Origin of the sequence: Mycolicibacterium neworleansense (genome assembly GCF_001245615.1) — a bacterium.
Lineage (GTDB): Bacteria > Actinomycetota > Actinomycetes > Mycobacteriales > Mycobacteriaceae > Mycobacterium > Mycobacterium neworleansense.
In genome coordinates this window covers 2,468,604-2,491,837 of the sequence record NZ_CWKH01000001.1, presented here as the reverse complement: position 1 = coordinate 2,491,837, position 23,234 = coordinate 2,468,604, and the positions used below count along the sequence as shown (strand labels likewise).

Genomic DNA, 23,234 nt, shown 5'->3' with positions numbered 1-23,234 from the left:
TCACGCGTGAAGGTCATGACAGCGTTGTTCGGGCCGCGCGACGCGATCGAGAGGTCTGCGGCCCTGCGCGAGGCCGGTGCCAGTGGGGTGTTCACCTTCGAGGGGCCGCACGATGTGTTCACCCCCTTGACGCTGGCCAGCACCGTCGGGGATCTGGATCTGATGACCAATGTGGCAATTGCGTTTCCCCGCAACCCGATTCACTTGGCGCACCAGGCTATCGACCACCAGATCCTCTCCGGCGGGCGGTTCACCCTGGGGCTCGGCACCCAGATCCGCACCCAGATCGAGAAGCGGTTCGGTGCGGAGTTCGACCGCCCGGTGGCCCGGATGTCCGAGTTCGTCGCGGCGTTGCGCGCGATCTTCGCCGCCTGGGACACCGGCGAGCGGCTGGATTTTCGCGGCGAGTATTACCGGCACACGCTGATGACGCCGACGTTCACGCCGCGGGACAATCCGTACGGCCCGCCACCGATCTATGTCGGCGCGCTGGGCCCGCGGCTCACCCGCGCCACCGCGCAGTTCGCCGACGGCCTGCTGGTCATGCCGTTCGGCTCGAAGCGGTTCCTGCACGAGGCCACGCTGCCCGCGGTGCGCGACGGGCTGGCCGCCGCCGGGCGGGACGAGGCGGCACTGGCCATCGTCCCGGAGATCATCGTGTCGGCCGGGGACGACCATGACGCGGCGCGGCGCCTGCTCGCGTTCTACGGCTCCACGCCCGCGTACCGGCCGGTGCTTGAGGTGCACGGTTGGGGAGATTTGCAGCCTGAGCTCAACGCGCTGTCCAAACAGGGCCGCTGGCAGGAGATGGGTTCGCTGATCGACGACGAGGTGTTGCACACCATCGCGGCTTGCGGCAGCCCCGCCGACATCGCCGCCCACATCCGGGATCGGGTGGGCGGGGTGTCCGACCGGATCTGCCTGTACCAACCGGGTCCGATCGACGTGGATGTGCTTGCCCGGATCGTTGACGCGCTGCGCGACTGAGCACATAGGGTGGTACCGAGCGGGACCAAAGGAGGTTCGCCATGGACGACGCTCGTCGGGCTGCGGATCCGGACTATTCGGATGTGCTCATCATCGGGGCCGGGATCTCGGGGTTGGGTGCGGCCTATCGCGTCCATGAGAAGAGCCCCGGACTGACCTACACCGTGCTCGAACGCCGGGAGCGGATCGGTGGCACGTGGGACCTGTTCCGCTATCCGGGGATCCGTTCCGACAGTGACATCTTCACGCTGAGCTTCCCGTACCAGCCGTGGACCAGGCCGGAGAACGTGGCCGACGGTGACGACATCCGCGACTATCTCACCGAGACCGCCCGGGAGCACGGCATCGACCGCCACATCCGGTTCAACACCCGTGTGTTGTCGGCGGATTGGGACTCGAACACCGACACCTGGACCGTGCAGACCGAGCAGGACGGCCAGTCCAGGACCTACCGGTGCCGGTATCTGTTCTGCGGCACCGGCTATTACAACTACGACGAGCCCTACACTCCGGAATTCCCCGGCATCGAGAGCTTCGGCGGCGAGGTGGTACACCCGCAGTTCTGGCCCGAGTCGCTGGACTACTCGGGTAAGCGCGTCGTGGTGATCGGCAGCGGCGCGACGGCGGTCAGCCTGGTGCCCGCACTGGCGCAGCGGGCCTCGCACGTGACGATGCTGCAGCGCTCACCCACCTACATGGTGTCGGCGGACCGCATCGTTCCGACGGTGCAGACCATCCGTAAGGTTCTGCCACGCAAGCTGTCTCATCAGATCGTGCGGTTCCGCAACGCGATGATCCATGTGCTGAGTTATTTCTTCTTCCGCAAGGCCCCCGATCTCGGTCGCAGTTATCTGCGCAGGCGGATCGTCGCAGCGTTGCCCGAGGGGTATCCCGTCGACGTGCATTTCAAGCCCCGGTACAACCCGTGGGACCAGCGGTTGTGTCTGGTGCTCGACGGAGACCTGTTCGGGCATATCAGCGACGGCCGGGTCGACGTCGTCACCGATCACATCGACCACATCGACGCCACCGGCATCGTGCTGAAATCCGGTGCGCGGGTGGACGCCGATGTGATCGTCACCGCGACCGGTCTGCAATTGCAGGCGCTCGGCGGGATCCGGCTGGCGGTCGACGGTCACGAGGTCAAGCCGACCGAGCGGTTCGTCTACAAGGAGTTCCTGCTGGAGGACGTCCCGAATCTGGCCTGGTGCATCGGGTACACCAACGCGTCGTGGACGCTGCGGGCCGACATGACCGCACGGGCATTCGCAAACCTGTTGGCCTACATGGGTGCTCACGGCTACACCCACGCCTATCCGCACAAGGGTGCCGCGCCGATGCCGGAGAAGCGGACGTGGGACCTGGAGGCCGGCTACATCCAGCGGTCCGAGCATGCGCTGCCGCGGTCGGGCACCAAGCGGCCGTGGCATGTGCGGCACAACTATGTGCTGGACGCCATCGACCACCGCTTCGACCGCATCGAAGAGTCAATGGTGTTCGGCCGCGCCCCTGCCGTCACGTCCGAGGCCGCTTCCTGAGCACCGTCCTGAGGACCGTCCTGAGCACCGTCCTCAGCACCGCGAGCGTGCGTGTCTGCTGCCCGAAACGCCGCATTTTGCCGACATTCTGTGCACGCTCGTCATGGTGTGCGGATACGCAAGCCCGTCGTCAGCAGCTGGGTGGCCGACAGCCCGAACGTGGTCTTGAAGGTGTCCGCCAGGTGTGACGGGCTGGCGAAACCGGAATCAGCGGCCGCGGTGGTCAGATTCTCACCGGTCGCCACGGCGGTACCCGCCAGCACGAGCCTGCTCCACATCCGGTAGCGGCGCAGGCTGGTTCCGGCCTCGCGGCGGAACAGATGCAGGAACCGGGATTCGGACAACCCCGCAGCGGCGGCGAGCTCGCGCGCCGGCACCGCCGCCGCCGGGTCCTGGCGAATCTGCTTGGCCACCAGCTCGATCCGGGGATCGATCCGGTGCGGCACCTCCGGTGCGGCCACATCCAGCCAGCGCCGGGCGGCCGCGTCGTCATCAGGCATCGCCGTCAGCGCGGACTCGGCAGCGTGGCCGACGCCGATGCTGCCCCGGAATTCGGTGAACTGGCCTCGGCACGACGCGCTGCGCTGCGCACTGGGATCGAGATAGCACGACACCATCGCGCCCGGCATCGCCAGGTGATGGGTGAGCCGCGGGGGGATCAACACACTGTGGGCCACGATCGCCTGGCCGGACACCGTCACGGTCAGCGGCCCGTCGACACCGACAGCCAGGCACCACACCGAGCCGGAGTGCGGTTCCAGACCCAGCCCGGGCCCGGCGTAGAGGGCTTGGCCGGGCCACAGCCACACCGTCGGGCAGCAGGTTTGTGGAAGCGCCGGCACGGGTTCAGTCTGCATGCTGAAGGACAACCTGACCAGGAGGCTACCGTGGCTGTTGCTGTCATCGCCGTCGTCGGCGTGTTCTTCGCCGGTATGGGTATCTACGCGCTGGCGGCTCCCGCGGCGATTCTGCGCCCGTTCGACTATGACCTCAGAACCGCCGCGGCCCGCGCGGAAGTCCGTGGCGTGTACGGCGGTTTCGGCCTCGCCATGGCCGCGGTGCTGGCGTACGCGGCGGTGACGCCGGGGCAGGTGCGCACCGGGGTGGTGATCACCGTCGGCGCCGCGCTGGCCGGCATGGCCCTCGGCCGCGCCGTCTCGGCGGTGTTGGATGAACGGACTGCCTTCTACCCCAACTGGTTCTACTGCCTGGTCGAGGCGATCGGTGCGGCCGCGCTCTTCTGGGCCGCCTGATTTCCTCGCGCGAGGAAGTGATTACGGGGCGACGGTGAGCCAGTCGGCGAAGCCCGATGGGTCGTGCCGGCCGAGTGCACCGTGCTCGAACAGTCCCCAGCCCTCGGACGTCGTCCCGCCCTCGGTGCAGACGGCGCGGCCGACGTGGTCGATCACGCCGAAGGCGGTGCGCCCGACGACTGCCGGGTCGGTCATGTCGTAGGTGCGGCGCTCGGTGAACTTCTCGCCCTTCCACACGCCGTGGATCCAGTCGACGTCGCCGCCGTAGCCGCCGCCGACGTGAATCGGCACGGGCAGTTTGGATTCCACGTCGAACCGGACGGGGGTGCCGTCGAGCGCGGTGGCCTCGATGGTGGCCCCGGTCGGCACACGGGTGCCGGAGCGGTAGTGGATCTTGATGCGCGGCCAGCCGAGCTGCTCGACGCGGCCGTCCTTCCAGATCCGCGTGCAGTCGTTGAGCGAACGGAACCCGTTGGGCTCCTCCTGGATGATGAGCACGATCGCGAAGTCGTCGAAGGCCATCGGTACGTACAGCCACCACATGCCCTCGAAAGGCGGGTCGGCCGGGCGCCCGGCAGGCTCGGCCTCACCGATCGGCCGGATGCCCCAGGACCGGTCGCGCGAGCCGATCCAGGTTTCCGGGTCGACGTCGATGCGCTGGCCGTCGATCTCCAGATGGCCACTCCAGGAACCCAATTGGGCAAACCGCTGGGCGTCGAGGGTGACCCGGTTGCCCTGGCGCATCAGGTGGGGCTGTTCCTGGACGACGTCGAACAGCCCGTTCCAGGTGAGATCCGCGGAAATGCCCTCGGTCTCCTCGAGCACGATGCGAACCTTCTTGAGCGGCTCGGGGACCTCGACCCGGTAGGCGCCGACGTGCTGGTTGAGCCGGTCCTGGTCGATCGCGTCGGACAGGTGCACGGCCGTCTGCGTGTCCCCACTACCGCCGAACTTGCCGCTGTCGCGGCGGGACACCAGGAAGTACGCGTCCTTCACCCCGAGGTTGGGGTAATAGCCGAGACCGGTGATGACGAAGATGTCACCGGTGCGGTCGTGGGCGTTGAAATACGAACGGTCGTAGAAGTTCCGGTCCGACGACCCTGGCCAGGCGATCGGCTGGGAGACTTGGTGTACCGGGAATTCGTCCATCGGGCCGAGCATTTACGACTCCTCGATCAGGCGCCGCAGCAACGGCGCGTGGTAGAACATCGATTCGACATCCTCGGGTTTCTCGGTCTCGCCGAAGTGCACCCGCCGGGCACCGGTGCGCATGAACACGCAACACCAGATGACGCCGGAGTAGATGTAGAACCAGCGCAGGTCACCGAGTTCGGCCCCGGTCAGCTCGCGGTAGGTGGCGCGGACATCCTCCTCCCGCATGACGTCGGGCAGGCCCGGGAGTCCGGCCAAGCCGGCCAGCTCCTGGAAAACCATGTGCGCGAAGATGATCCACGAAACGTCGAGCTCGCGAGGGCCGATGGTGGCCATCTCCCAGTCGAGAACCGCCGTCGGCCGGAAGTTGTCGTAGAGCACGTTGCCGATGCGTGAGTCACCCCAGATCAGGACGGAGTCCGACGCCGCGACATCCTCGGGGAAGTTCTCCTCCAGCCAGGCCAGTGCGCGCTCGACCAGCGGTGACCGGCCGATGTCGGGTACCGCGTACTCGTACCAATCCTTGAGCCAGCCGAAGTGCCGGCGCAGTGGGGTGTCGCCGGGTGGGTCGATCTCGGACAGGAAGCCGAACCGCTCGGCGGCGTCGGGGATCGCGTGGAGTTTCGCCAGTACCTCGACGGTGCTGTCCTGCAGCTCGCGCTGACGTTCGAGGGGGGCATCGGCGAACCAGTTGCCGCCGAAGGTGTAAGGCATGACGTCCGGCGGCACCTGACCGTCGACGCGGTCCATCAGGAAGAACGGGGTGCCGAGCACCTCGCCGGTGGTGTCCATCCAGCGCACGTTGGGGACCGGCACATCGGTGAGTTCGCCGACCTGACGCATCACCTCGAACTGGTGGTCCAGCCGGTAGGACGAGAACACCGGGACGTCGTCGGCGGTGGGGGCCACGCGGGCCACCCATTGCTGCTCTCGCGGCTCGCCGTCCTCTTCCCAGTGCCCGGTCAGCATGATCGTCTCCGAGGACATGCCGTTGGAGTCGACTCCGCTCTCCACGGTGATCTCGGGTGTGACGCCGCCGGGCATCACGGTGGACAGCCATTTCGACAGCACCGATGGGAGGGTGGTGACGTCACGGCTGGAGCGTTGCAGGTGTTCGACGTTCTCCACAGGAGCGTCCACGGCCTCGTTTGCCATTCAACTGTTCCTTACCGGCACAATTACGATACTGTTAGTAGCGTTATGAAAGCAGAGCCATCACCGGTTGGCAAGACCGCCGGAGCAGGACGTCCCCGTGACCCGCGCATTGACGCTGCCATATTGCAGGCGACCGTGGACCTGCTTGTCGAAATCGGTTACGCGAACCTGACGATGGCGGCGGTTGCCGAGCGGGCGGAGACCACGAAAACCGCGCTGTACCGCCGGTGGTCGAGCAAGGCGGAGTTGGTGCACGAGGCCGTGTTCCCCGCTGCCGCGACCGCGTTGACCGCACCCGCGGGCGACATCGCCGCGGATATCCGGGCGATGGTCGCTGCGGCCCGTGACGTGTTCACCAGTCCGGTGATGCGTGCGGCGCTGCCCGGCCTTGTGGCCGATGTCGTCGCCGACACCGACCTCAATTCACGGGTGATGCAGCGGTTCGCCGGGACCTTCGTCACCGTGCGTGCCCGCATCGTCGACGGCATCGTGCGCGGCGAGGTCCAGGCCGATGTGGACCCGGACCGTCTGGTGGAACTGATCGGCGGGTCGACCATGCTGCGGATGCTGTTGTGGCCCGAACGTGAACTCGACGACGAATGGGTGGCGCAGACAGCGGCGATCCTGGTGCACGGCGCCACCGTCAGCAAGTAACGTCCCACGCTGTTCGCATCACGCTGAGGACAATCCTTCCGAGTGGTCCCGGCGCCGCATAGCCTGCGCTGACGTGACTCTTACCGCCCCACGTTCAGCGGCCAAACCGACAGCGCGCACCGTCGCACTCGGCAGCGCGGTCGGTACCACGATCGAGTGGTACGACTTCTATCTCTATGCCACCGCCGCCGCTCTGGTCTTCAAACCTCTGTTCTTCCCGAACATCTCGTCGACGGCAGGCACGTTGGCCTCGTTCGCGACCTATGCCGCCGGATTCGGTGCCCGGCCGTTGGGGGCGCTGATAGCCGGTCACTACGGAGATCGCTTGGGACGCAAGACGGTTCTGGTGATCGCGCTCGTGGGAATGGGATTGAGCACGTTTGCGATCGGTCTCTTGCCGACCTATGCGCAGGCCGGGCTCATCGCGCCGGCTCTGCTGGCGACGCTGCGATTGCTGCAAGGTCTCGCGGTAGGAGCCGAATGGGGAGGTGCGGCATTGCTGTCGGTGGAGCACGCGCCGGTGGGGCGTCGTGGTTTGTTCGGCAGCTTCACTCAATTGGGCTCTCCGGCGGGAATGTTGCTGTCGACGGCGGTCTTCTACCTGACGCGAACGATCACCGGGCCCGAGGCTTTCCTCGCCTACGGTTGGCGAATTCCCTTTCTGCTCAGTGCGGTTCTGATCGTCGTCGGCCTGGTGATCCGGCTCAGGCTCAGCGACGCCGAGGTGTTCACGCAGGTCCGGGATCGCGGTGAGGTGGCGCGCCTGCCGGTGTTGGAGGTGCTGCGGACACAACCACGCAATGTCGTGATCACCACCGCATTGCGGTTCTCGCAGATCGCTCTGTTCGTCCTGCTGACCACGTATTCGCTGACTTACCTGCAGGATTCGTCGGAGGCCGGCAGTCAGGTCGGTCTGACCGCCGTCCTCATCTCGTCGGCCATCGGTCTGATCAGTACCCCGGCGTGGGCATGGCTGTCGGACCGCATCGGTCGACGACCACCGTATCTGTTCGGTGCGGTCGCCGGTGTGGTGGCGCTCATCCTGTTCTTCGTCGCCGCGGGCACCGGATCCCACGTCGCGATCGTGCTGGCGATCGTGTTCGGCGTCAACATCGCTCACGACGCCATGTACGGGCCACAGGCCGCGTGGTTCGGTGAGCTGTTCGACACCCGGGTGCGCTACAGCGGTGCTTCGTTGGGCTATCAGATCGGCGCGGTGCTCTCGGGAGGTTTCGCCCCGTTGATCGCGGCGGCGCTGCTGGTCGCCGGTGGCGGCAGTCCCTGGCTCATCGTCGGGTATTTCGCGGTGCTGGCGGCGATCACCTTCGCGGCCGCGTACGTCGCGCGCGAAACGCATCTGGACGAGATCGGAGATGCCCGGTGACCAGGATCTACCTCAATGCCTTCGACATGGCCTGTGTCGGACACCAGTCGGCGGGATTGTGGCGCCACCCCGAGGATCAGGGCTACCGATACCGCGAACTCGGCTACTGGACGGATCTGGCCCGCACGCTGGAGGCCGGCGGCTTTGACGCGTTGTTCCTCGCCGACGTCCTCGGGGTCTACGACGTGTACGGCGGTTCGCGGGATGCGGCCGTGGCCGACGCGGCACAGGTACCGGTCAATGATCCGACGCTCGCTGTCTCAGCCATGGCCGCGGTCACCGAGACGCTCGGGTTCGGTGTCACGGTATCGCTGACCTACGAGCAGCCGTATGCCTTGGCTCGGCGGTTCTCGACGCTGGATCATCTGACCGGCGGACGGGTGGCCTGGAACATCGTCACGTCCTATCTCGACAGTGCCGCCCGCAATCTCGGTCTGGATGCCCAGATCCCGCACGACGAACGCTACGAGATCGCCGAGGAGTATCTCGAGGTCTGCTACAAGCTGTGGGAGGCATCGTGGGAGCCGTCCGCCGTCATCCGGGACCGTGAGCGTGGCGTGTTCACCGACCCGGCGAAAGTGCACGACATCGAACACAAGGGGCGTTACTTCAGCGTTCCCGGGCCGTTCCTGTGCGAACCGTCCCCGCAGCGCACCCCCGTGCTGTTCCAGGCGGGTGCCTCACCGCGCGGAGTCCGGTTCGCCGCGGCCCACGCCGAGGCGGTGTTCGTGTCCGGTCCGACGCCTGAAATCGTGGCCAAGCCGGTCAAGGCACTGCGTGCCGCTGCCGCCGAACTCGGGCGAGATCCCAAGTCCGTCAAGGTTTTCACGATGCTGACGCCGATCGTCGCCGAGACTCGTGAACTGGCCGTCGCGAAGCTGCACGACTACCGGCAGTATGTCAGCCCGGATGGGGCGCTGGCGCTGTTCGGCGGCTGGACCGGGGTGGATCTGGCCGAGCTCGGGCCCGACGAACCGCTGAGATACGTGCAGACCGAGGCCAATCGTTCGGCGCTGGCATCGTTCACCACGTCTGACCGCAACTGGACGGCGGCAGAGCTGGCCCACGAGGTCGGCCTCGGTGGCCGTGGCCCGGTGGTGGTGGGTTCACCGACCGAGGTTGCCGACGAACTCGAACGTTGGGTCGACGAGGCCGGGGTCGACGGTTTCAACCTCGCCTATGTCACCACTCCAGGCACCTTTGTCGACTTCGCCCGCCATGTCGTGCCCGAGTTGCGCCGCCGCGGCCGGATACCCGGTCACCACGAGCGTGCCACCCTGCGCGAGCGGCTCGGCGGTGCGGGGCCGCTGCTGGCGGCCGAGCATCCCGGCGCGACTTACCGACCGCCGGGCTGGGGTTGACATGAACCATTGTTGAGGTCGGACACTGGTCTGGTGGACACACGAGACCAGCAGGACATCAGGGCCGTCATGGACGCCGCGACCGACCTGTGGGTGGCGCACGATATGGACGGCTGGGGGCGGTACTTCACCGAGGACGCCGACTTCGTCGCACACAGTGGGCTGTGGTGGACGTCCCGCGGTGACAATGTCGATGGGCACCGGGATGTGCCGGAATCCGTTGTGCGGCAGAAGCATAATTACACCCAGCGGGTCGAGGCCATCGCCGAGATCGCGCCCGGTGTGGCGCTGGTGCACACGCGCTGGGACTGGCCCGACCATGCACAGCCGGGAGCGCGCCCGGAGAACCGCAGCGGAATCATCAGCTACGTCGTCGTGGAACGCGACGGGCGCTGGTTGATTCGCTCCGCCCACAACACCCGGGTGAGCTAGCCATGCCGGTACAACCGTTTCCCACCGACTGGCAGACAGCGCTCGTGCTGGTCGCACACCCGGATGATCCCGAGTACGGGGTCGGTGCGGCCGTCGCGAAGTGGACCGCCGAGGGCAAGGCCGTGCATTACGCGCTGGCCTGCCGGGGTGAGGTCGGGATCGCCGGAATGCCCCCGGAGGAGGCCGGACCCTTACGGGAAGGGGAGCAGCGCCGATCGGCTGCCATTGTGGGAGTGGACGACGTGACATTCTGGGACTTTCCGGACAGCAACATCCACGACACCCCCGAGTTGCAGGCGAAGATCGCCGAGACCATCGTGTCGCTGCGTCCCGATGTCGTCGTCACCACTTACAGCGGTCCGGCCTGGGCGCCCGGCGCCCCGAACCAGCGTGATCACATCGAGTTCGCCCATGCGGTCGCGGCGGCATATGACAGTCTCGCCGACCCGCCGGGGTGGCTGTTCGAGAACGGACCGGATCCCACGCATTGCGAGGTGGTCGACGGCTACACCGATGCAGCGGTGGATGCCCTTGCCGCTCACGAGGTTTACCTGTCGGTGCTCGACCCGGAAACCCCCGTGGTCGAACAGGCCCGGGCGCAGGTGGAGATGTCCACACCGGCGTTGCCAGGCTTCGGCGAGCGAACCGTCGGTTTCATCCTCAAGCGGCATCGCTGACCCCGCCGGCGTCGGCCTACGATCGCAGCTGTGCGTGCTGTGGTGTATTCCGAGGTAGGCGTGCTGCCCGCGGTGGTCGAGGTGGCCGACCCCGAATGTCCCGACGACGGCGTGATCGTCGAGGTCGCGGCCACCGGGGTGTGCCGGTCTGACTGGCACGCCTGGCGGGGGCACGATCCGGTGGCCCTGCCGATCATCCCTGGGCACGAATTCGCCGGAACGATCGCGGCGGTCGGCGCCGGAGTGGCGGGCTGGCAGGTGGGCGACCGGGTGACCGCACCCTTCGTGCTGGGTTGCGGACACTGCGAGTTCTGTGTGGCCGGAGACGCTCAGGTGTGCCCGGCCCAGCTGCAGCCGGGCTTCACCCTGCCGGGCTCATTCGCGCAGCGGCTGGCGGTGCCGCGGGCTCAGGCCAATCTTGTGCGGCTACCCGACAGCGTCTCGTTCGTCGCGGCGGCGTCGCTCGGGTGCCGGTTCGCGACGTCGTTCCGGGCCGTGGTCACCCACGGCGGAGTTCAGCCCGGCCAGTGGGTGGCGGTGCACGGATGCGGAGGGGTGGGCCTGTCGGCGGTGATGATCGCGAAGGCGTTCGGCGCCAGGGTTGTTGCCATCGACCGCAGCGCCGCCGCGCTGGCCGGCGCCGGCCGGATCGGGGCCGACGAAATGATCGACGGTACCGAGATCTCCGATGTGGCAGCCGAAGTCGTGCACCGGACCGGAGGTGGCGCACACCTCGGGGTCGACGCCATCGGACATCCCGCGGTGGCAGCAGCTTCGGTGTCCTCGCTGCGCCGTCGTGGACGGCATATCCAGGTCGGGTTGCTGTTGGGCGACGCGGCGCAGACCGCGTTACCGATGGATCAGGTGATCGCCCAGGAACTTTCGATCCTCGGGTCGCACGGCATGCCCGCCGTCGACTATCCGGCGATGCTCGACCTTGTGGCGTCGGGCGCATTGCAGCCGGAGTTGCTGGTGACCCGGCGGGTGGGTCTGGACGACGCCGGAGCGGCGCTCGCGGCCATGGACGATCCGGCCGTCGGGATGACGATCGTCGAGCCTGGGCGGGCCGACTAGCTGTTGCCCGCACTCCGGCTCGAAGTCCCGTCCGTTTGGTACGCCCAGGAGGGCGCCCATGTTTCGACACCGGGACTGTTGATTCGCATGCTGCGCAGATGCTCCAGGAATGCGCCGAGTGCAGGTTGTGGGTTGTCGTCGCGCCAGATGATCGAGTGCGGGTAGACCGGGGTCGGATCCACGATAGGGATCCGCCGCAGGTCGTACGACTCGGGCCAGAGGTATCGAGAGCCCTCGCCGACGAGGGTGGACAGTTCGGTGGATGCGGCGAGCTCGTCGAGGAGCACGTCGACACCGAAGCCAGGGCCGATCGTGTCGATCCGGATTCCGAACGTCCGGCTGAAATCGTCGTAGTACGCACCCCATTCGGTGTCCGCGCGCATGCCCGGCATTGGTGGCCGGCGTACCGGCAAGGGTGATCAAGACAATCGGCTGACCCGGTCGATGATGCGCCGCCACCCACGGCTAACCGTCGAGTTGACCGCGATTCCGTTGAGCGACAGCGCGATAACGGTCGCCCAGGCCGTCGAAATCCCGCGTCTGCGCGCCGGCGATGGCCTGCTCGGCGGCCAGGGCCGGACCGATCAGGGGCTCGGTGCCGCGGTCATAGATCTCCTTGAGACCGGCCATGACCGGGCCAGGCACCTCGGCGATCTGTCGGGCGAGCTCCAACGCGCGGTCCAGCAGGCGCTCGTGCGGCACCACTTCGGTGACCAGACCGAGTCGTTCGGCGCGGGCGGCGTCGATGACTTCTCCGGTCATCGACAGCCGTCGCGCCATGGCGGCGCCGACCACATGGGGGAGCCGGGCCGTCATCCCGCCACCGGGCAGGATGCCGACCCGGGCATGGGTGTCGGCGAACACGGCCCGGTCCGACGCGATCAGGAAATCGCAGCCCAGAGCCATCTCCAGCCCGCCGGTGAAGGTGGCGCCGTTGATCGCCCCAAGGATCGGGGTGCGCAGTTCTCCAGTCTTGGTGATGCAGTTGTGCGACCGGAACCTCTCGAAATACTCCATGCCGAGGGTCTGCGCCTCTTTGAGGTCGACGCCGGCGCAGAACGCCGGGTCGGTCCCGGTGAGCACGATCGTCCGCACGGCATCGTCGGCGTCGGCGGCGACCAGGGCGCCGTACAGTTCCTCGATCAGCTCACGGCCCAGGGCATTCCGGGACTGCGGACGATTCAGCGTCAGCACTCGTACCGCGCCATGATCGGTGGTCAGCACAACTTTGCGAGCAGACATAAAATCGCATGCTACGCCGCACATTTACGCGAGTTTGTGTCTGCTCGCGGTGAGAGATCACCGCAGGAAGGTCTCGGCATTGTTGGCCAGATCCAGCAGCGGCTGAGGCAACGCGCCGAGCGCGAACGTGACAGCCGCGGTGACGGTGATGACGGCGGTGGTCAGGCCACTGGGGACCACGACCGCGGGTGCGTCCTCGGGCGGATCGGTGAAGAACATCAGCACGATGACCCGCACGTAGAAGTACGCCGCGACGGCGCTGGCGACGACGCCGACGATGACCAGCGGAATCGCCCCGCCTTCACCTGCCGCCTTGAACACCGCGAACTTGCTGACGAAGCCGCTGGTCAGCGGGATCCCGGCGAACGCCAGAAGAAACAGCGAGAACACCACGCCGACAATCGGATACCGCCGGCCCAGGCCCGCCCACTGGGCCATCGCGGTGGCCTCCTCGCCCGAGGAGTTGCGTACCAGACCGACGACCGCGAATGCGCCCAGCGTGCTGAAACCGTAGGCGAACAGATAGAACAGCGTCGAGGACACCCCGGCCGGGTTGGCGGCGATCACACCGGTGAGGATGAAACCCGAATGGGCCACCGCGGAGTAGGCCAGCATTCGTTTGACATCGGTCTGGGTGACGGCGGTGATGGTGCCGATGACCATGGTCAGGATCGCGATCGCCCACAGGACCGGCCGCCAGTCATCGCGTAGCTGCGGCAGTGCGACGTAGAAGATGCGCAGCGTGGCGCCGAATGCGGCGATCTTGGTGGCCGCGGCCATGAACGCGGTGATCGCCGTGGGGGCACCTTGGTACACGTCGGGGATCCACGAATGGAACGGAACAGCACCGACTTTGAACAACAGTCCGACCAGCAGTAACCCGATTCCGATCAGTGCCAGCGGAGTGTTGGGTTCCTTCGTGATCACCGCGTTGGCGATCCCGTTCAGGTCCAGGGTGCCCGCGTAGCCGTACAGCATGGCCGCGCCGTACAGGAAGAACGCTGACGAGAAGGCGCCCAGCAGAAAGTATTTCAGCGACGCCTCCTGCGACAGCAGCCGCCGCCGGCGGGCCAGCCCGCACAGCAGGTACAGCGGCAGTGACAGCACTTCCAGCGCGATGAACATGGTCAGCAGATCGTCGGCTGCCGGGAACAACAGCATGCCGCCGATGGCGAACATCGTCAGCGGAAAGACCTCTGTCTGCATCACGCCGGTCTTGGTGGCCAGCTGCTCGGCCACACTTCCAGGTACCGCCGACGCCTGCGGAGTGAAGCCGTCCAGGCCTCGGGCGCCGCCGGAAGTTTCAGCGGCGGACTGGCGTTCGGCGATCAGCAGGACACCCAGAATGCCTACCAGGGCGATGGTGCCCTGCAGAAACAGCGCCGGGGCATCGAGCACGACGGAGCCCAGCACCGCGGGCTTGCCGGGGGTACCGTGCAGGTCCCGGGACAGCAGCACGACCGCGACGATGGCGGCCACCAGCCCACCCAATGCGAGGGCGACCTGCACCCCGTAGCGGGCCGGCCGGGGCAGGAAGGCCTCGACCAGCACACCGGCAACGCCCACTCCGAACACGATCAGCATGGGGGAGAGCAGGGCGTACTCGATGCTCGGCGTCACCATGATCAGCGGCCCCCCTCGGCGACGGTCGGTGGTGCGCTCGGTATCGGGTCGGTCTGCCCGATGGTGGTCAAGGTGTGCTGCACGGCCGGATTGATCACGTCCAGAGCGGGTTTGGGATAGATGCCCAGCACCAGTAGCAGCGCGATCAACGGCGCCACCACAACCAGCTCGCGTGGCACCAGATCGCGCACCTTGTTCTCACCGTCGAGCAGCCCATCGCGGATCGGGCCAGTCATCATCCGCTGATACATCCACAGGATGTACACCGCGGACAACACCAGCGCGGTGGCGGCGAAGACGGCGACGACCGGGTAGCGCGTGAATGTGCCGATCAGGACCAGGAATTCGCTGATGAACGGCGCCAGGCCTGGCAGGGACAACGTAGCGAGGCCGGCCACCAGGAATGTTCCGGCGAGCACCGGGGCCACCTTCTGCACACCGCCGTAGGCATCGATCAAGCGGGAACCGCGCCGCGACACCAGGAAACCGGCGATCAGGAACAGCGCGGCCGTGGAGATCCCGTGATTGATCATGTACAGCGTCGAACCAGCCTGGCCCTGGCTGGTCATCACGAAGATGCCGAGGATGATGAAACCGAAGTGCGATATCGAGGTGTAGGCGATCAGGCGCATCACATCGGTCTGACCGATCGCCAGGACGGCGCCGTAGATGATGCCGATCACGGCCAGGGTGATGACCAGCGGACGGAAATACGTTGACGCATCGGGAAACAGCGGCAGGCAGTAGCGCAGCATGCCGAAGGTGCCGACCTTGTCCATGATCGCCATCATCAGCACCGCGCTGGCCGGGGTGGCCTGAACCGCGGCATCGGGCAGCCAGCGGTGGAACGGCCAAAGCGGCGCCTTGACCGCGAACGCGAACATGAACCCCAGGAACAGCAGGTTCGCGACCGCCGGGTTGATCACGAATTCGCCGGAGGAGACCGCGGTGACGATCGCGCGGAAGTCAAAGGTGCCCGAGTCGAACGCATCGCTGCCTGCGGTGACCACGTAGAGGCCGATCACCGCGGCCAGCATCACCAGGCCGCCGAACAGGTTGTACAGCAGGAACTTCACCGCGGCCTTGGAAGCTTTGGCCCGGTGTCCTCCGAATCCGCCGATCAGGAAGTACATCGGGATCAACATGGCTTCGAAGAAGACGTAGAACAGCAGGATGTCCAGTGCCACCAGGGACATGAACACCATGCCTTCGACAGCCAGCGTCAACGCCAGGTACGCCTGCACACCCCGGCCGCCGAGCCCGGTCTGGTGGGTGGCATCGTTCCAGCCCGCGACGATCAGCAGCGGTAGCAGCACGGCCGTGAGAACCACCAGGGCCAAGGCGATGCCGTCGACTCCGAGGATGTACCCGGTTCCGAATGACGGGATCCATCGGTGTGATTCGACGAACTGATACTGCTCGCCGGCGGGGTCGAAACCGACGGCAATCACTCCGACGAGTCCCAGCGCCGCCAGCGAGATAGCCAGTGCCAGCCACTTCGCGAGGGTCCGGTGCGCGGCCGGCAGCAGCATCACGATGGCCGCGCCCACCGTCGGGATCGCCCACAGCGCCGTCAACCACGGGAATGTGCTCACCACAGTTGCACCGCCAGGATCGTCGCCACCACCAGGGCCGCCCCACCGAGCATGGAGAGCGCATAGGACCGGGCGAAGCCGGTCTGCAACTGGCGCAACCCATCCGATGTCCGGCTCACGAGCGCGGCCAGCCCACCGGCAGTGCCGTCGACCACCTTGTCGTCGACGGTCACCAGGGCCGCGGTCAGGGTCTGGCCTCCGCGCATGAACACCGCCTCGTTGAATGCGTCGCCGTACAGGTCGCGGCGGGCGGCCAACGTCAGTGCCGAGCCGTCGGGCACCTCGGCAGGCACCGGCCGCTGCGCGTACATCCGATAGGCCACCGCGATCCCCACCGCGACGACCGTGAGCACGATCACGGTGACCACCCACGCCGGGACCGCGTGGTGCGCCTCGTGCGCACCCACCACCGGCTCGAGCCAGTGCGACAGCGTGCCGCCGATGGCCAGCGCACCGCCGGAAACCACCGACCCGACCGCGAGCAGGATCATCGGCCAGGTCATCACGGCCGGGGCCTCGTGCGGGTGAACCCCGTCGTCCCAGCGCTTTTCGCCGAAGAACGTCATCAACATGACCCGGGTCATGTAGAACGCGGTGATCCCGGCGCCGAGAATGGCCGCGCCACCGAGGATCACGCCGCGGATGCCTCCGGCACCCAGTGCCGCTTCGATGATGCTGTCCTTCGAGAAGAAGCCGGCCAGTGGCGGCACTCCGATGATGGCCAGGTAGCCGAGCCCGAAGGTGGCGAAGGTGACGGGCAAGACCTTGCGGAGCCCGCCGTAGCGGCGCATGTTGACCTCGTCGTTCATCGCGTGCATCACCGACCCGGCGCCGAGGAACAGGCCTGCCTTGAAGAAGCCGTGGGTGAGCAGGTGCATGATCGCGAACGCGTACCCCGCGGGTCCGAGCCCGGCGGCCAGCACCATGTAGCCGATCTGGCTCATGGTCGATGCGGCAAGGGCTTTCTTGATGTCGTCCTTGGCGCAGCCGATGATCGCGCCGAACAGCAGCGTGACGGCCCCGACGATGACCACGCCGGTCTGGGCGCCCGGCGCGAGATCGAAGATCGGCCCCGAGCGCACGATCAGATAGACGCCGGCGGTGACCATGGTGGCAGCGTGGATCAGCGCCGACACCGGCGTCGGGCCCTCCATCGCATCTCCGAGCCACGACTGCAACGGCACCTGGGCCGATTTGCCGCACGCGCCCAACAGCAGGAGAAGACCGATCGCGGTGAGCGTAGCCTCGCTCAATGCCGGTGCGGCGCTGAAGACTCCGGCGAACGAGATGGACCCGATGGTGGCGAACATGATCATCAACGCAATGGCCAAGCCCATGTCACCGACCCGGTTGACCACGAATGCCTTCTTGGCCGCGGCGGCGGCCGAGGGCTTGTGGGACCAGAATCCGATCAGCAGATACGAGGCCAGGCCCACGCCTTCCCACCCGGCGTACAGGCCGAGGTAGTTGTCGGCGAGGACAAGCAGCAGCATGGCCGCCAGGAACAGGTTGAGATACGCGAAGAACCTTCTGCGATCCGGATCTTCAGCCATGTAGCCGATCGAATAGATGTGGATCAGCGAGCCCACGCCGGTGATCAACAAGACGAAACACACCGACAACTGGTCCAGCTGCAGCCCGAAATCCACCTGCAGTCCGGCGACGGGGACCCAGGAGAACAGGGATTCGGTGACCACGCGGTGCTCGCCGTGGCGGCCCAGCATCTGAGTGAACAGCACGGTTCCCAGGACGAAGGCGCCCAGCGCGGTCGCGCAGCCGAGCAGATGTCCCCACCGGTCGGTGCGCCGACCGCCCAGCAACAGCACGGCGGCTCCAGCGGCGGGGAGGGCGATCACCAGCCATATCGGAATCGTCATGGTGCCCTTAGTGCTTCAGCAGACTGGCGTCGTCGACCGAGGCCGAACGGCGGGTACGGAAGATGGTCATGATGATCGCCAGCCCGACCACCACCTCGCAGGCAGCGACCACCATGGTGAAGAACGCCACCACCTGACCGTCGAGATGACCGTGCATGCGGGAGAACGCCACGAATGCCAGGTTGGCGGCATTGAGCATGAGCTCGACGCACATGAACATCACGATGGCGTTGCGCCGCAACAGCACTCCGGACGCCCCGATGGTGAACAAGAGTGCCGACAGGTACAGATAGTTGTCGGGATTCACCGCATCACCCCTCCCCGTTCGACGAGCCACTGACTGAGCGCTGCGGCAGGATGGCGCTTACCGACAACGCCGCATCGGAGCCATCGGGCAGCCGAGCAGGGACGTCGACGGCGTTGTGCCGCGCATAGACACCGGGATTGGGCAGCGGCGTCGGGTGGCCCCCGGCCTGGAAACGTTCGACAGCCAGCTCCCGTTGGGTCTTGCGGCGCTCGAAGCGTTCCCGGTGGGCGAGCACCATCGCGCCCAAGGCCGCGGTGATCAGCAGTGTGCTGGTCAACTCGAACGCCCACAGGTAGCGGGTGAAGATCAGCGCTGCCAGCCCCTCGACGTTGCCGCCGCTGTTGGCCTGCGCCAACCCGGTGAAGCCGACGGCCGAAACGTTGCCGATCCCCGCGATCAACAGAATGCCGAATCCGGTGCCGGCGGCCAAGGCCGCAAGGCGTTGTCCACGTAGCGTTTCGGTGAACGATTCGGACAGGTCGACACCGATGAGCATCAGTACGAACAGGAACAGCATCATCACCGCACCGGTGTAGACCACCACCTGCACCACGCCGAGGAACAGTGCGTCCTGGGCGATGTAGAGCACGGCCAGCGCGATCATGGTGCAGGCCAGGAACACCGCCGAGTACACCGCTTTGGGGGCGGCGACCACTCCGATGGCACCGAGCACTGCGACCGCCCCGAGGACCCAGAACAGGACCGCTTCCGACGTCGAGGTGCGCGCCGCGTTCTCCGCGGCGAGCAGCATGATGTCAGCGCTCACTGGACGTCCTGGGTGAGCGGGTTGATCCGGCCGAGGTAATAGTCGTCGTCGGTGCTGCCCGGGGCCATGTCATGAGGGGGCGCCTGCATGCCAGGCTGCAGCGGGGCCAGGAGTTTGTCCTTGCCCCAGATCAGGTCGGCCCGGTTGTCGTCGGCCATCTCATACTGGTTGGTCATGGTCAGCGCACGCGTCGGGCACGCCTCGATGCACAAGCCGCATCCGATGCAACGCAGATAGTTGATCTGGTACACCCGGCCGTACCGCTCTCCCGGCGAGAAGCGTTCTGCGTCTGTGTTGTCGGCGCCCTCGACGAAGATGGCGTCGGCCGGGCAGGCCCAGGCGCACAACTCGCAGCCGATGCACTTCTCCAGGCCGTCGGGGTAGCGGTTGAGTTGATGCCGGCCGTGATAGCGCGGCGCCACCGGCCCCGGTTTCTCCGGATACTCTTCGGTGAGCGGCTTTTTGAACATCGAACCGAAGGTGACCGCGAATCCGGCCAGCGCGTCGAGGAACTTCGGCTTCCTAAACATCGACGGTCTCCTTTCCCGCGTTCGGCAGCGGCGGCACCGGATAGGCGCCGGAGCTCTGTTGTGGTACGGGCTGAACGGTCCTGGCCCGCAGCGCCTTCCACAGCGCGACGGCCAGGACCGCCACTATGACGACTGCGGTGGTCACCAGACCGGTGGCCCAGTTGTGGTAGCCGTGCTCGCGCAAGCTGTGGGTGACGGCGACGACCATGATCCAGACCAACGACACCGGGATGAGCACCTTCCAGCCCAGCGCCATGAACTGGTCGTAGCGCAGCCGGGGCAGGGTGGCCCGAAGCCAGAAGTACAGGAACATGAACGTCCACACCTTGGCGGTGAACCACAACAACGGCCACCACCCGCTGTTGGCACCGTCGATCAGGTTGAACGGGAACGGCGCGTGCCAGCCGCCGAGGAACATGGTGGTGGCCAGCGCCGACACAGTGGTCATGTTGACGTACTCGGCAAGCATGAACATGGCGAACTTCAATGACGAGTACTCGGTGTGGAATCCGCCGACGAGTTCGCCCTCGGCCTCGGGCAGATCGAAGGGTGCCCGGTTGGTTTCGCCCACCATCGAGGTCACGTACACCACGAACGAGGGCAGCAGCAGGAACACGTACCAGGTGCGGTCCTGCGCCGCGACGATGCCCGAGGTGGACATCGTCCCCGCATAGAGGAACACCGCGGCGAACGACAGGGCCATCGCGATCTCGTAGGAGATCACCTGGGCGCTGGACCGCAGGCCGCCGAGCAGCGGGTACGTGGATCCGGATGCCCAGCCGGCCAACACGATGCCGTACACCCCGATCGACGTGACGGCCAGGATGTAGAGCACCGCCACCGGCAGATCGGTCAGCTGCAGTGCGGTGCGGTGCCCGAAGACCGATACCTCGCCACCCATCGGGATCACCGCGAAGGCCATGAACGCCGGGATCACCGAGATGATCGGTGCCAGAAGGTAGATGGGTCTGTCGATGCCTGCGGGGGTCAGACCCTCCTTGAGGGCCAGCTTCACACCGTCGGCCAACGACTGCAGCAGTCCCCAGGGCCCGACTCGGTTGGGCCCTGGACGCATCTGCATGCGGCCCAGCACTTTACGTTCGATCAGGATCGCCGCGAGCACCGTGAGCAGCAGGAAGACGAACACCCCGAGCGCCTTGGCCAGTATCAGCCACCACGGGTCGTGACCGAACAGAGTGGGGTCGGGGTGTGTCATGAGTCGGCCCGCCCGATCGAGACGAGCGCACCGGCGGTCACCCCGAGTTGGCGATGAATCGCCGATCCCGGCGAATTGGTGGGCAACCACACCACCCGGTCGGGCATCTCGGCCATCTCCAGCGGCAACGTGACGGTGCCGCGATCGGTGCTCACGGTCACGGAATCTCCAGGCGCCACATCGAGTTCGGCGGCGGTGGCCGGGGACAGCCGTACCACGGGGCTGACCGCAGTGCCAGCCAGGAAGGGCTCACCGTCCTGAAGGCGTCCGGCGTCCAGCAGCAGACGCCAGCTGGCCAGCACGGCTTGCCCGGGGCCCGGGGCCGGGACAGGTCCGGGTGCTGCCGACGGTTCTGGGGCCCGGGCTCCGGCCCATGTGCCGAGCCGGGACAGCTCGCGGTCGGCGGCTTCGGGCCCGGTCATGCCGAGGTCGATGCCGATCTCATCGGCCAGATAGTGCAGGACCCGCAGGTCGGGGATGGCGTTGGTCTGCAGCGCCGGCTTGAACGGGCGGATCCGGCCTTCCCAGTTCAGGTACGCACCGCCCTTCTCCACGACCGGCGCCACGGGGAAGACCACGTCCGCCAGCTCGGTGACCTCGCTCTCGCGTAGCTCGAGGCTCACCACCAGGGGGGTGGCCCGCAGCGCGGCCACTGCTGCGGCCGGGTCGGGCAGGTCGGTGATCTCGACGCCGCCGACGATGAGCGCCGACAGCGCTCCCTCGGCCGCCGCGGCCAGGATGCCCGCGGTGTCGCGGCCCGCGCTGCCGGGCAGATCCGCGGTATTCCACACCGCGGCGGTCTGGGCGCGAGCGTCGGCGTCGTCGACCGGACGTCCGCCGGGAAGCAGGTTCGGCAAGGCGCCTGCTTCCAGGGCGCCGCGCTCACCGGCCCGGCGTGGAATCCAGGCCAGCCGGGCCCCGGTGGCCGAGGCCAGCCGCAGTGTCGCCGACAGCGCACCCGGTGAGTTGGCCAGGCGTTCACCGACCAGGATCACCGCGCCGGGGCGTCGCAGCCGCTCATCGGCTTCCAGCGCTTCCAGTGCGGCCGCTTCGCCTCCCGGCACCGTCGGGATGAGCGCGCCTGCCGTCTTGGTCAACCCGCGACTGGCGAACGGGGCCACCGCGATTACCTGCAGACCGTTCTTGTGGGCCGCCTTGCGCAGCCGCAGGAAGACGATCGGCGACTCCTCTTCGGGTTCGAGTCCGATGAGCAGCACCGTCGGCGCCTTCTCCAGATCGGCGTAGCGCAAGGTCATGGGCTGCCCCGCGATGCGGGCCGCCAAGAATGCGGCTTCCTCGGCGGAGTGCGGCCGGGCGCGGAAGTCGATGTCGTTGGTGCCCAGCACCATTCGGGCGAACTTCGAGTACGCGTAGGCATCCTGCACGGTGCAGCGTCCACCGACCAGCACACCGGTGTTCGCACCCGCGGCCAGCAGGCCCGAACTCGCGACCGTCAACGCCTCCGACCACGAAGCCGGCCGCAGTACGCCGTCTTCACGGATCAACGGTGTGGTGATCCGGTCACCGGTGGTCGCGTAGGTGAATGCCCACCGGCCCTTGTCGCAGTTCCACTCCTCGTTGACCTCGGGATCGTCGCCGGCCAAGCGGCGCATCACCTTGCCGCGCCGATGATCGGTGCGCTGGGCACAGCCCGAAGCGCAGTGCTCACAGACGCTGGGGCTGGAGACGAGATCGAAAGGCCGGGCCCGGAATCGGTAGGCCGTCCCGGTCAGCGCCCCGACCGGGCAGATCTGCACGGTGTTGCCGGAGAAGTACGACTGGAACGGTTCGCCAGGGGCGATGCCGACCTGTTGCAGCGCACCGCGTTCCAGCAGCTCGATGAACGGATCGCCGGCGATCTGTGCGGAGAACCGGGTGCAACGTGCGCACAGGACGCAGCGTTCCCGGTCCAGCAGCACCTGCGAGGAGATGCTGATTGGCTTCGGGTAGGTCCGCTTGACATCCTCGAACCGGGTCTCGGGCCGCCCGTTGGACATGGCCTGGTTCTGCAGCGGGCATTCGCCGCCCTTGTCGCAGATCGGGCAGTCCAGGGGATGGTTGATCAGCAGCAGTTCCATCACCCCGCGCTGGGCCTTGTCGGCCGCCTCGGAGCTGAACTGCGTGTGCACCACCATGTCCGGCATGACCGTGGTGGTGCACGAGGCCATCGGTTTGCGCTGGCCTTCGACCTCGACCAGGCACTGCCGGCAGGCCCCGACCGGATCGAGCAGCGGGTGGTCGCAGAACCGGGGGATCTGGACACCCATCAGCTCGGCGGCACGGATCACCAACGTGCCCTTGGGGACACTGATCTCGTGGCCGTCGATGGTGAGCGACACCATCTCCACCGGCGGGGTGTCCTTGGTCGGCTCGGCCAGCGTCATGCACGTCCCCCTTTCCTTGCGCGAGTG

General features: G+C 67.0%; 22 protein-coding genes. 9 read left to right on the top strand and 13 right to left on the bottom strand.

Annotated elements, in window-relative coordinates; translation table 11 throughout:
• Nucleotides 1-15 precede the first annotated feature (15 nt).
• Nucleotides 16-987 carry a TIGR03617 family F420-dependent LLM class oxidoreductase gene (locus tag BN2156_RS11820; RefSeq protein ID WP_162490853.1) on the top strand — a complete coding sequence of 324 codons (972 nt, stop codon included), beginning with the start codon at nucleotides 16-18 and terminating at the stop codon, nucleotides 985-987.
• Nucleotides 988-1,028: 41 nt separating this feature from the next.
• Complete coding sequence (locus BN2156_RS11815; protein WP_090513786.1) at nucleotides 1,029-2,525, top strand: flavin-containing monooxygenase; 1,497 nt, start codon at nucleotides 1,029-1,031, stop codon at nucleotides 2,523-2,525.
• A gap of 101 nt (nucleotides 2,526-2,626) precedes the next feature.
• Here the strand turns inward: BN2156_RS11815 and BN2156_RS11810 are convergent, their stop codons facing one another.
• Entirely contained in the window at nucleotides 2,627-3,382 is a 756-nt protein-coding gene (locus tag BN2156_RS11810; protein ID WP_090513783.1) for an AraC family transcriptional regulator, read from the bottom strand.
• Nucleotides 3,383-3,412: 30 nt separating this feature from the next.
• Here BN2156_RS11810 and BN2156_RS11805 point away from each other — a divergent pair, with 30 nt between their 5' ends.
• Entirely contained in the window at nucleotides 3,413-3,778 is a 366-nt protein-coding gene (locus BN2156_RS11805) for a DUF4345 domain-containing protein (protein WP_090513780.1), read from the top strand.
• A 21-nt stretch (nucleotides 3,779-3,799) separates the two neighbouring features.
• On the opposite strand, the gene BN2156_RS11800 is transcribed toward BN2156_RS11805, so the two are convergent.
• Complete coding sequence (locus BN2156_RS11800) at nucleotides 3,800-4,939, bottom strand: Rv3169 family protein (RefSeq protein ID WP_090513778.1); 1,140 nt, start codon at nucleotides 4,937-4,939, stop codon at nucleotides 3,800-3,802.
• Entirely contained in the window at nucleotides 4,940-6,085 is a 1,146-nt protein-coding gene (locus tag BN2156_RS11795) for a phosphotransferase family protein (RefSeq protein ID WP_090513776.1), read from the bottom strand.
• Nucleotides 6,086-6,130: 45 nt separating this feature from the next.
• On the opposite strand from BN2156_RS11795, the gene BN2156_RS11790 reads away from it, so the two are divergent.
• From BN2156_RS11790 to BN2156_RS11765, 6 genes are all read left to right on the top strand, one after another.
• Nucleotides 6,131-6,739 carry a TetR/AcrR family transcriptional regulator gene (locus BN2156_RS11790; protein WP_090513772.1) on the top strand — a complete coding sequence of 203 codons (609 nt, stop codon included), beginning with the start codon at nucleotides 6,131-6,133 and terminating at the stop codon, nucleotides 6,737-6,739.
• Nucleotides 6,740-6,812: 73 nt separating this feature from the next.
• Nucleotides 6,813-8,123, top strand: a complete 1,311-nt coding sequence (locus BN2156_RS11785; RefSeq protein WP_090513769.1) for an MFS transporter — start codon at nucleotides 6,813-6,815, stop codon at nucleotides 8,121-8,123.
• Nucleotides 8,120-9,484 carry an LLM class flavin-dependent oxidoreductase gene (locus BN2156_RS11780; RefSeq protein ID WP_090513766.1) on the top strand — a complete coding sequence of 455 codons (1,365 nt, stop codon included), beginning with the start codon at nucleotides 8,120-8,122 and terminating at the stop codon, nucleotides 9,482-9,484. Before BN2156_RS11785 ends, BN2156_RS11780 begins: the two co-directional genes overlap by 4 nt.
• Nucleotides 9,485-9,517: 33 nt before the next feature.
• Nucleotides 9,518-9,916: an SgcJ/EcaC family oxidoreductase gene (locus BN2156_RS11775; RefSeq protein ID WP_090513763.1), complete on the top strand. Its 399-nt coding sequence runs from the start codon at nucleotides 9,518-9,520 to the stop codon at nucleotides 9,914-9,916.
• A 2-nt stretch (nucleotides 9,917-9,918) separates the two neighbouring features.
• Nucleotides 9,919-10,593: a PIG-L deacetylase family protein gene (locus tag BN2156_RS11770; protein ID WP_090513760.1), complete on the top strand. Its 675-nt coding sequence runs from the start codon at nucleotides 9,919-9,921 to the stop codon at nucleotides 10,591-10,593.
• A gap of 30 nt (nucleotides 10,594-10,623) precedes the next feature.
• Nucleotides 10,624-11,667 carry a zinc-dependent alcohol dehydrogenase family protein gene (locus BN2156_RS11765; protein WP_090513758.1) on the top strand — a complete coding sequence of 348 codons (1,044 nt, stop codon included), beginning with the start codon at nucleotides 10,624-10,626 and terminating at the stop codon, nucleotides 11,665-11,667.
• Here BN2156_RS11765 and BN2156_RS11760 read toward each other — a convergent pair.
• From BN2156_RS11760 to BN2156_RS11715, 10 genes are all read right to left on the bottom strand, one after another.
• Nucleotides 11,664-12,050: a type 2 periplasmic-binding domain-containing protein gene (locus tag BN2156_RS11760; protein WP_131725159.1), complete on the bottom strand. Its 387-nt coding sequence runs from the start codon at nucleotides 12,048-12,050 to the stop codon at nucleotides 11,664-11,666. The two genes, BN2156_RS11765 and BN2156_RS11760, sit on opposite strands and share 4 nt — an antisense overlap.
• Before the next feature lie 82 nt (nucleotides 12,051-12,132).
• Nucleotides 12,133-12,909, bottom strand: a complete 777-nt coding sequence (locus BN2156_RS11755) for an enoyl-CoA hydratase (protein WP_090513752.1) — start codon at nucleotides 12,907-12,909, stop codon at nucleotides 12,133-12,135.
• A gap of 57 nt (nucleotides 12,910-12,966) precedes the next feature.
• Nucleotides 12,967-14,532, bottom strand: a complete 1,566-nt coding sequence (gene nuoN / locus BN2156_RS11750; RefSeq protein WP_090513748.1) for an NADH-quinone oxidoreductase subunit NuoN — start codon at nucleotides 14,530-14,532, stop codon at nucleotides 12,967-12,969.
• Nucleotides 14,533-14,534: 2 nt separating this feature from the next.
• Nucleotides 14,535-16,130, bottom strand: coding sequence for an NADH-quinone oxidoreductase subunit M (locus tag BN2156_RS11745; protein WP_090513745.1), 1,596 nt, complete (start codon nucleotides 16,128-16,130; stop codon nucleotides 14,535-14,537).
• Nucleotides 16,124-18,004 carry an NADH-quinone oxidoreductase subunit L gene (nuoL, locus tag BN2156_RS11740; protein ID WP_090513742.1) on the bottom strand — a complete coding sequence of 627 codons (1,881 nt, stop codon included), beginning with the start codon at nucleotides 18,002-18,004 and terminating at the stop codon, nucleotides 16,124-16,126. The genes BN2156_RS11745 and nuoL overlap by 7 nt, the downstream gene beginning before the upstream one ends.
• Before the next feature lie 7 nt (nucleotides 18,005-18,011).
• Nucleotides 18,012-18,311, bottom strand: a complete 300-nt coding sequence (nuoK, locus tag BN2156_RS11735) for an NADH-quinone oxidoreductase subunit NuoK (protein ID WP_003881446.1) — start codon at nucleotides 18,309-18,311, stop codon at nucleotides 18,012-18,014.
• 4 nt (nucleotides 18,312-18,315) lie between these two features.
• Nucleotides 18,316-19,062, bottom strand: coding sequence for an NADH-quinone oxidoreductase subunit J (locus tag BN2156_RS11730; protein ID WP_210436644.1), 747 nt, complete (start codon nucleotides 19,060-19,062; stop codon nucleotides 18,316-18,318).
• An 11-nt stretch (nucleotides 19,063-19,073) separates the two neighbouring features.
• Nucleotides 19,074-19,607, bottom strand: coding sequence for an NADH-quinone oxidoreductase subunit NuoI (nuoI, locus tag BN2156_RS11725; protein WP_090513736.1), 534 nt, complete (start codon nucleotides 19,605-19,607; stop codon nucleotides 19,074-19,076).
• The gene (gene nuoH, locus BN2156_RS11720) at nucleotides 19,600-20,823 is read right to left on the bottom strand and encodes an NADH-quinone oxidoreductase subunit NuoH (RefSeq protein ID WP_090513733.1); all 1,224 of its coding nucleotides are present in this window, start codon (nucleotides 20,821-20,823) and stop codon (nucleotides 19,600-19,602) included. The genes nuoI and nuoH overlap by 8 nt, the downstream gene beginning before the upstream one ends.
• Nucleotides 20,820-23,207 carry an NADH-quinone oxidoreductase subunit G gene (locus BN2156_RS11715; protein WP_090513730.1) on the bottom strand — a complete coding sequence of 796 codons (2,388 nt, stop codon included), beginning with the start codon at nucleotides 23,205-23,207 and terminating at the stop codon, nucleotides 20,820-20,822. Before BN2156_RS11715 ends, nuoH begins: the two co-directional genes overlap by 4 nt.
• Nucleotides 23,208-23,234 lie beyond the last annotated feature (27 nt).

Bases quoted from the DNA above. Each gene is read 5' to 3' on its own strand.
- nuoH (WP_090513733.1), bottom strand. From the start codon at position 20,823: ATGACACACCCCGACCCCACTCTGTTCGGTCACGACCCGTGGTGGCTG.
- BN2156_RS11715 (WP_090513730.1), bottom strand. From the start codon at position 23,207: ATGACGCTGGCCGAGCCGACCAAGGACACCCCGCCGGTGGAGATGGTG.
- BN2156_RS11755 (WP_090513752.1), bottom strand. From the start codon at position 12,909: ATGTCTGCTCGCAAAGTTGTGCTGACCACCGATCATGGCGCGGTACGA.
- nuoN (WP_090513748.1), bottom strand. From the start codon at position 14,532: ATGGTGACGCCGAGCATCGAGTACGCCCTGCTCTCCCCCATGCTGATC.
- nuoI (WP_090513736.1), bottom strand. From the start codon at position 19,607: ATGTTTAGGAAGCCGAAGTTCCTCGACGCGCTGGCCGGATTCGCGGTC.
- BN2156_RS11790 (WP_090513772.1), top strand. From the start codon at position 6,131: ATGAAAGCAGAGCCATCACCGGTTGGCAAGACCGCCGGAGCAGGACGT.
- BN2156_RS11815 (WP_090513786.1), top strand. From the start codon at position 1,029: ATGGACGACGCTCGTCGGGCTGCGGATCCGGACTATTCGGATGTGCTC.
- BN2156_RS11795 (WP_090513776.1), bottom strand. From the start codon at position 6,085: ATGGCAAACGAGGCCGTGGACGCTCCTGTGGAGAACGTCGAACACCTG.
- BN2156_RS11820 (WP_162490853.1), top strand. From the start codon at position 16: ATGACAGCGTTGTTCGGGCCGCGCGACGCGATCGAGAGGTCTGCGGCC.
- BN2156_RS11730 (WP_210436644.1), bottom strand. From the start codon at position 19,062: ATGCTGCTCGCCGCGGAGAACGCGGCGCGCACCTCGACGTCGGAAGCG.
- BN2156_RS11810 (WP_090513783.1), bottom strand. From the start codon at position 3,382: ATGCAGACTGAACCCGTGCCGGCGCTTCCACAAACCTGCTGCCCGACG.
- BN2156_RS11800 (WP_090513778.1), bottom strand. From the start codon at position 4,939: ATGCTCGGCCCGATGGACGAATTCCCGGTACACCAAGTCTCCCAGCCG.
- nuoL (WP_090513742.1), bottom strand. From the start codon at position 18,004: ATGACGATTCCGATATGGCTGGTGATCGCCCTCCCCGCCGCTGGAGCC.
- BN2156_RS11760 (WP_131725159.1), bottom strand. From the start codon at position 12,050: ATGCGCGCGGACACCGAATGGGGTGCGTACTACGACGATTTCAGCCGG.
- BN2156_RS11770 (WP_090513760.1), top strand. From the start codon at position 9,919: ATGCCGGTACAACCGTTTCCCACCGACTGGCAGACAGCGCTCGTGCTG.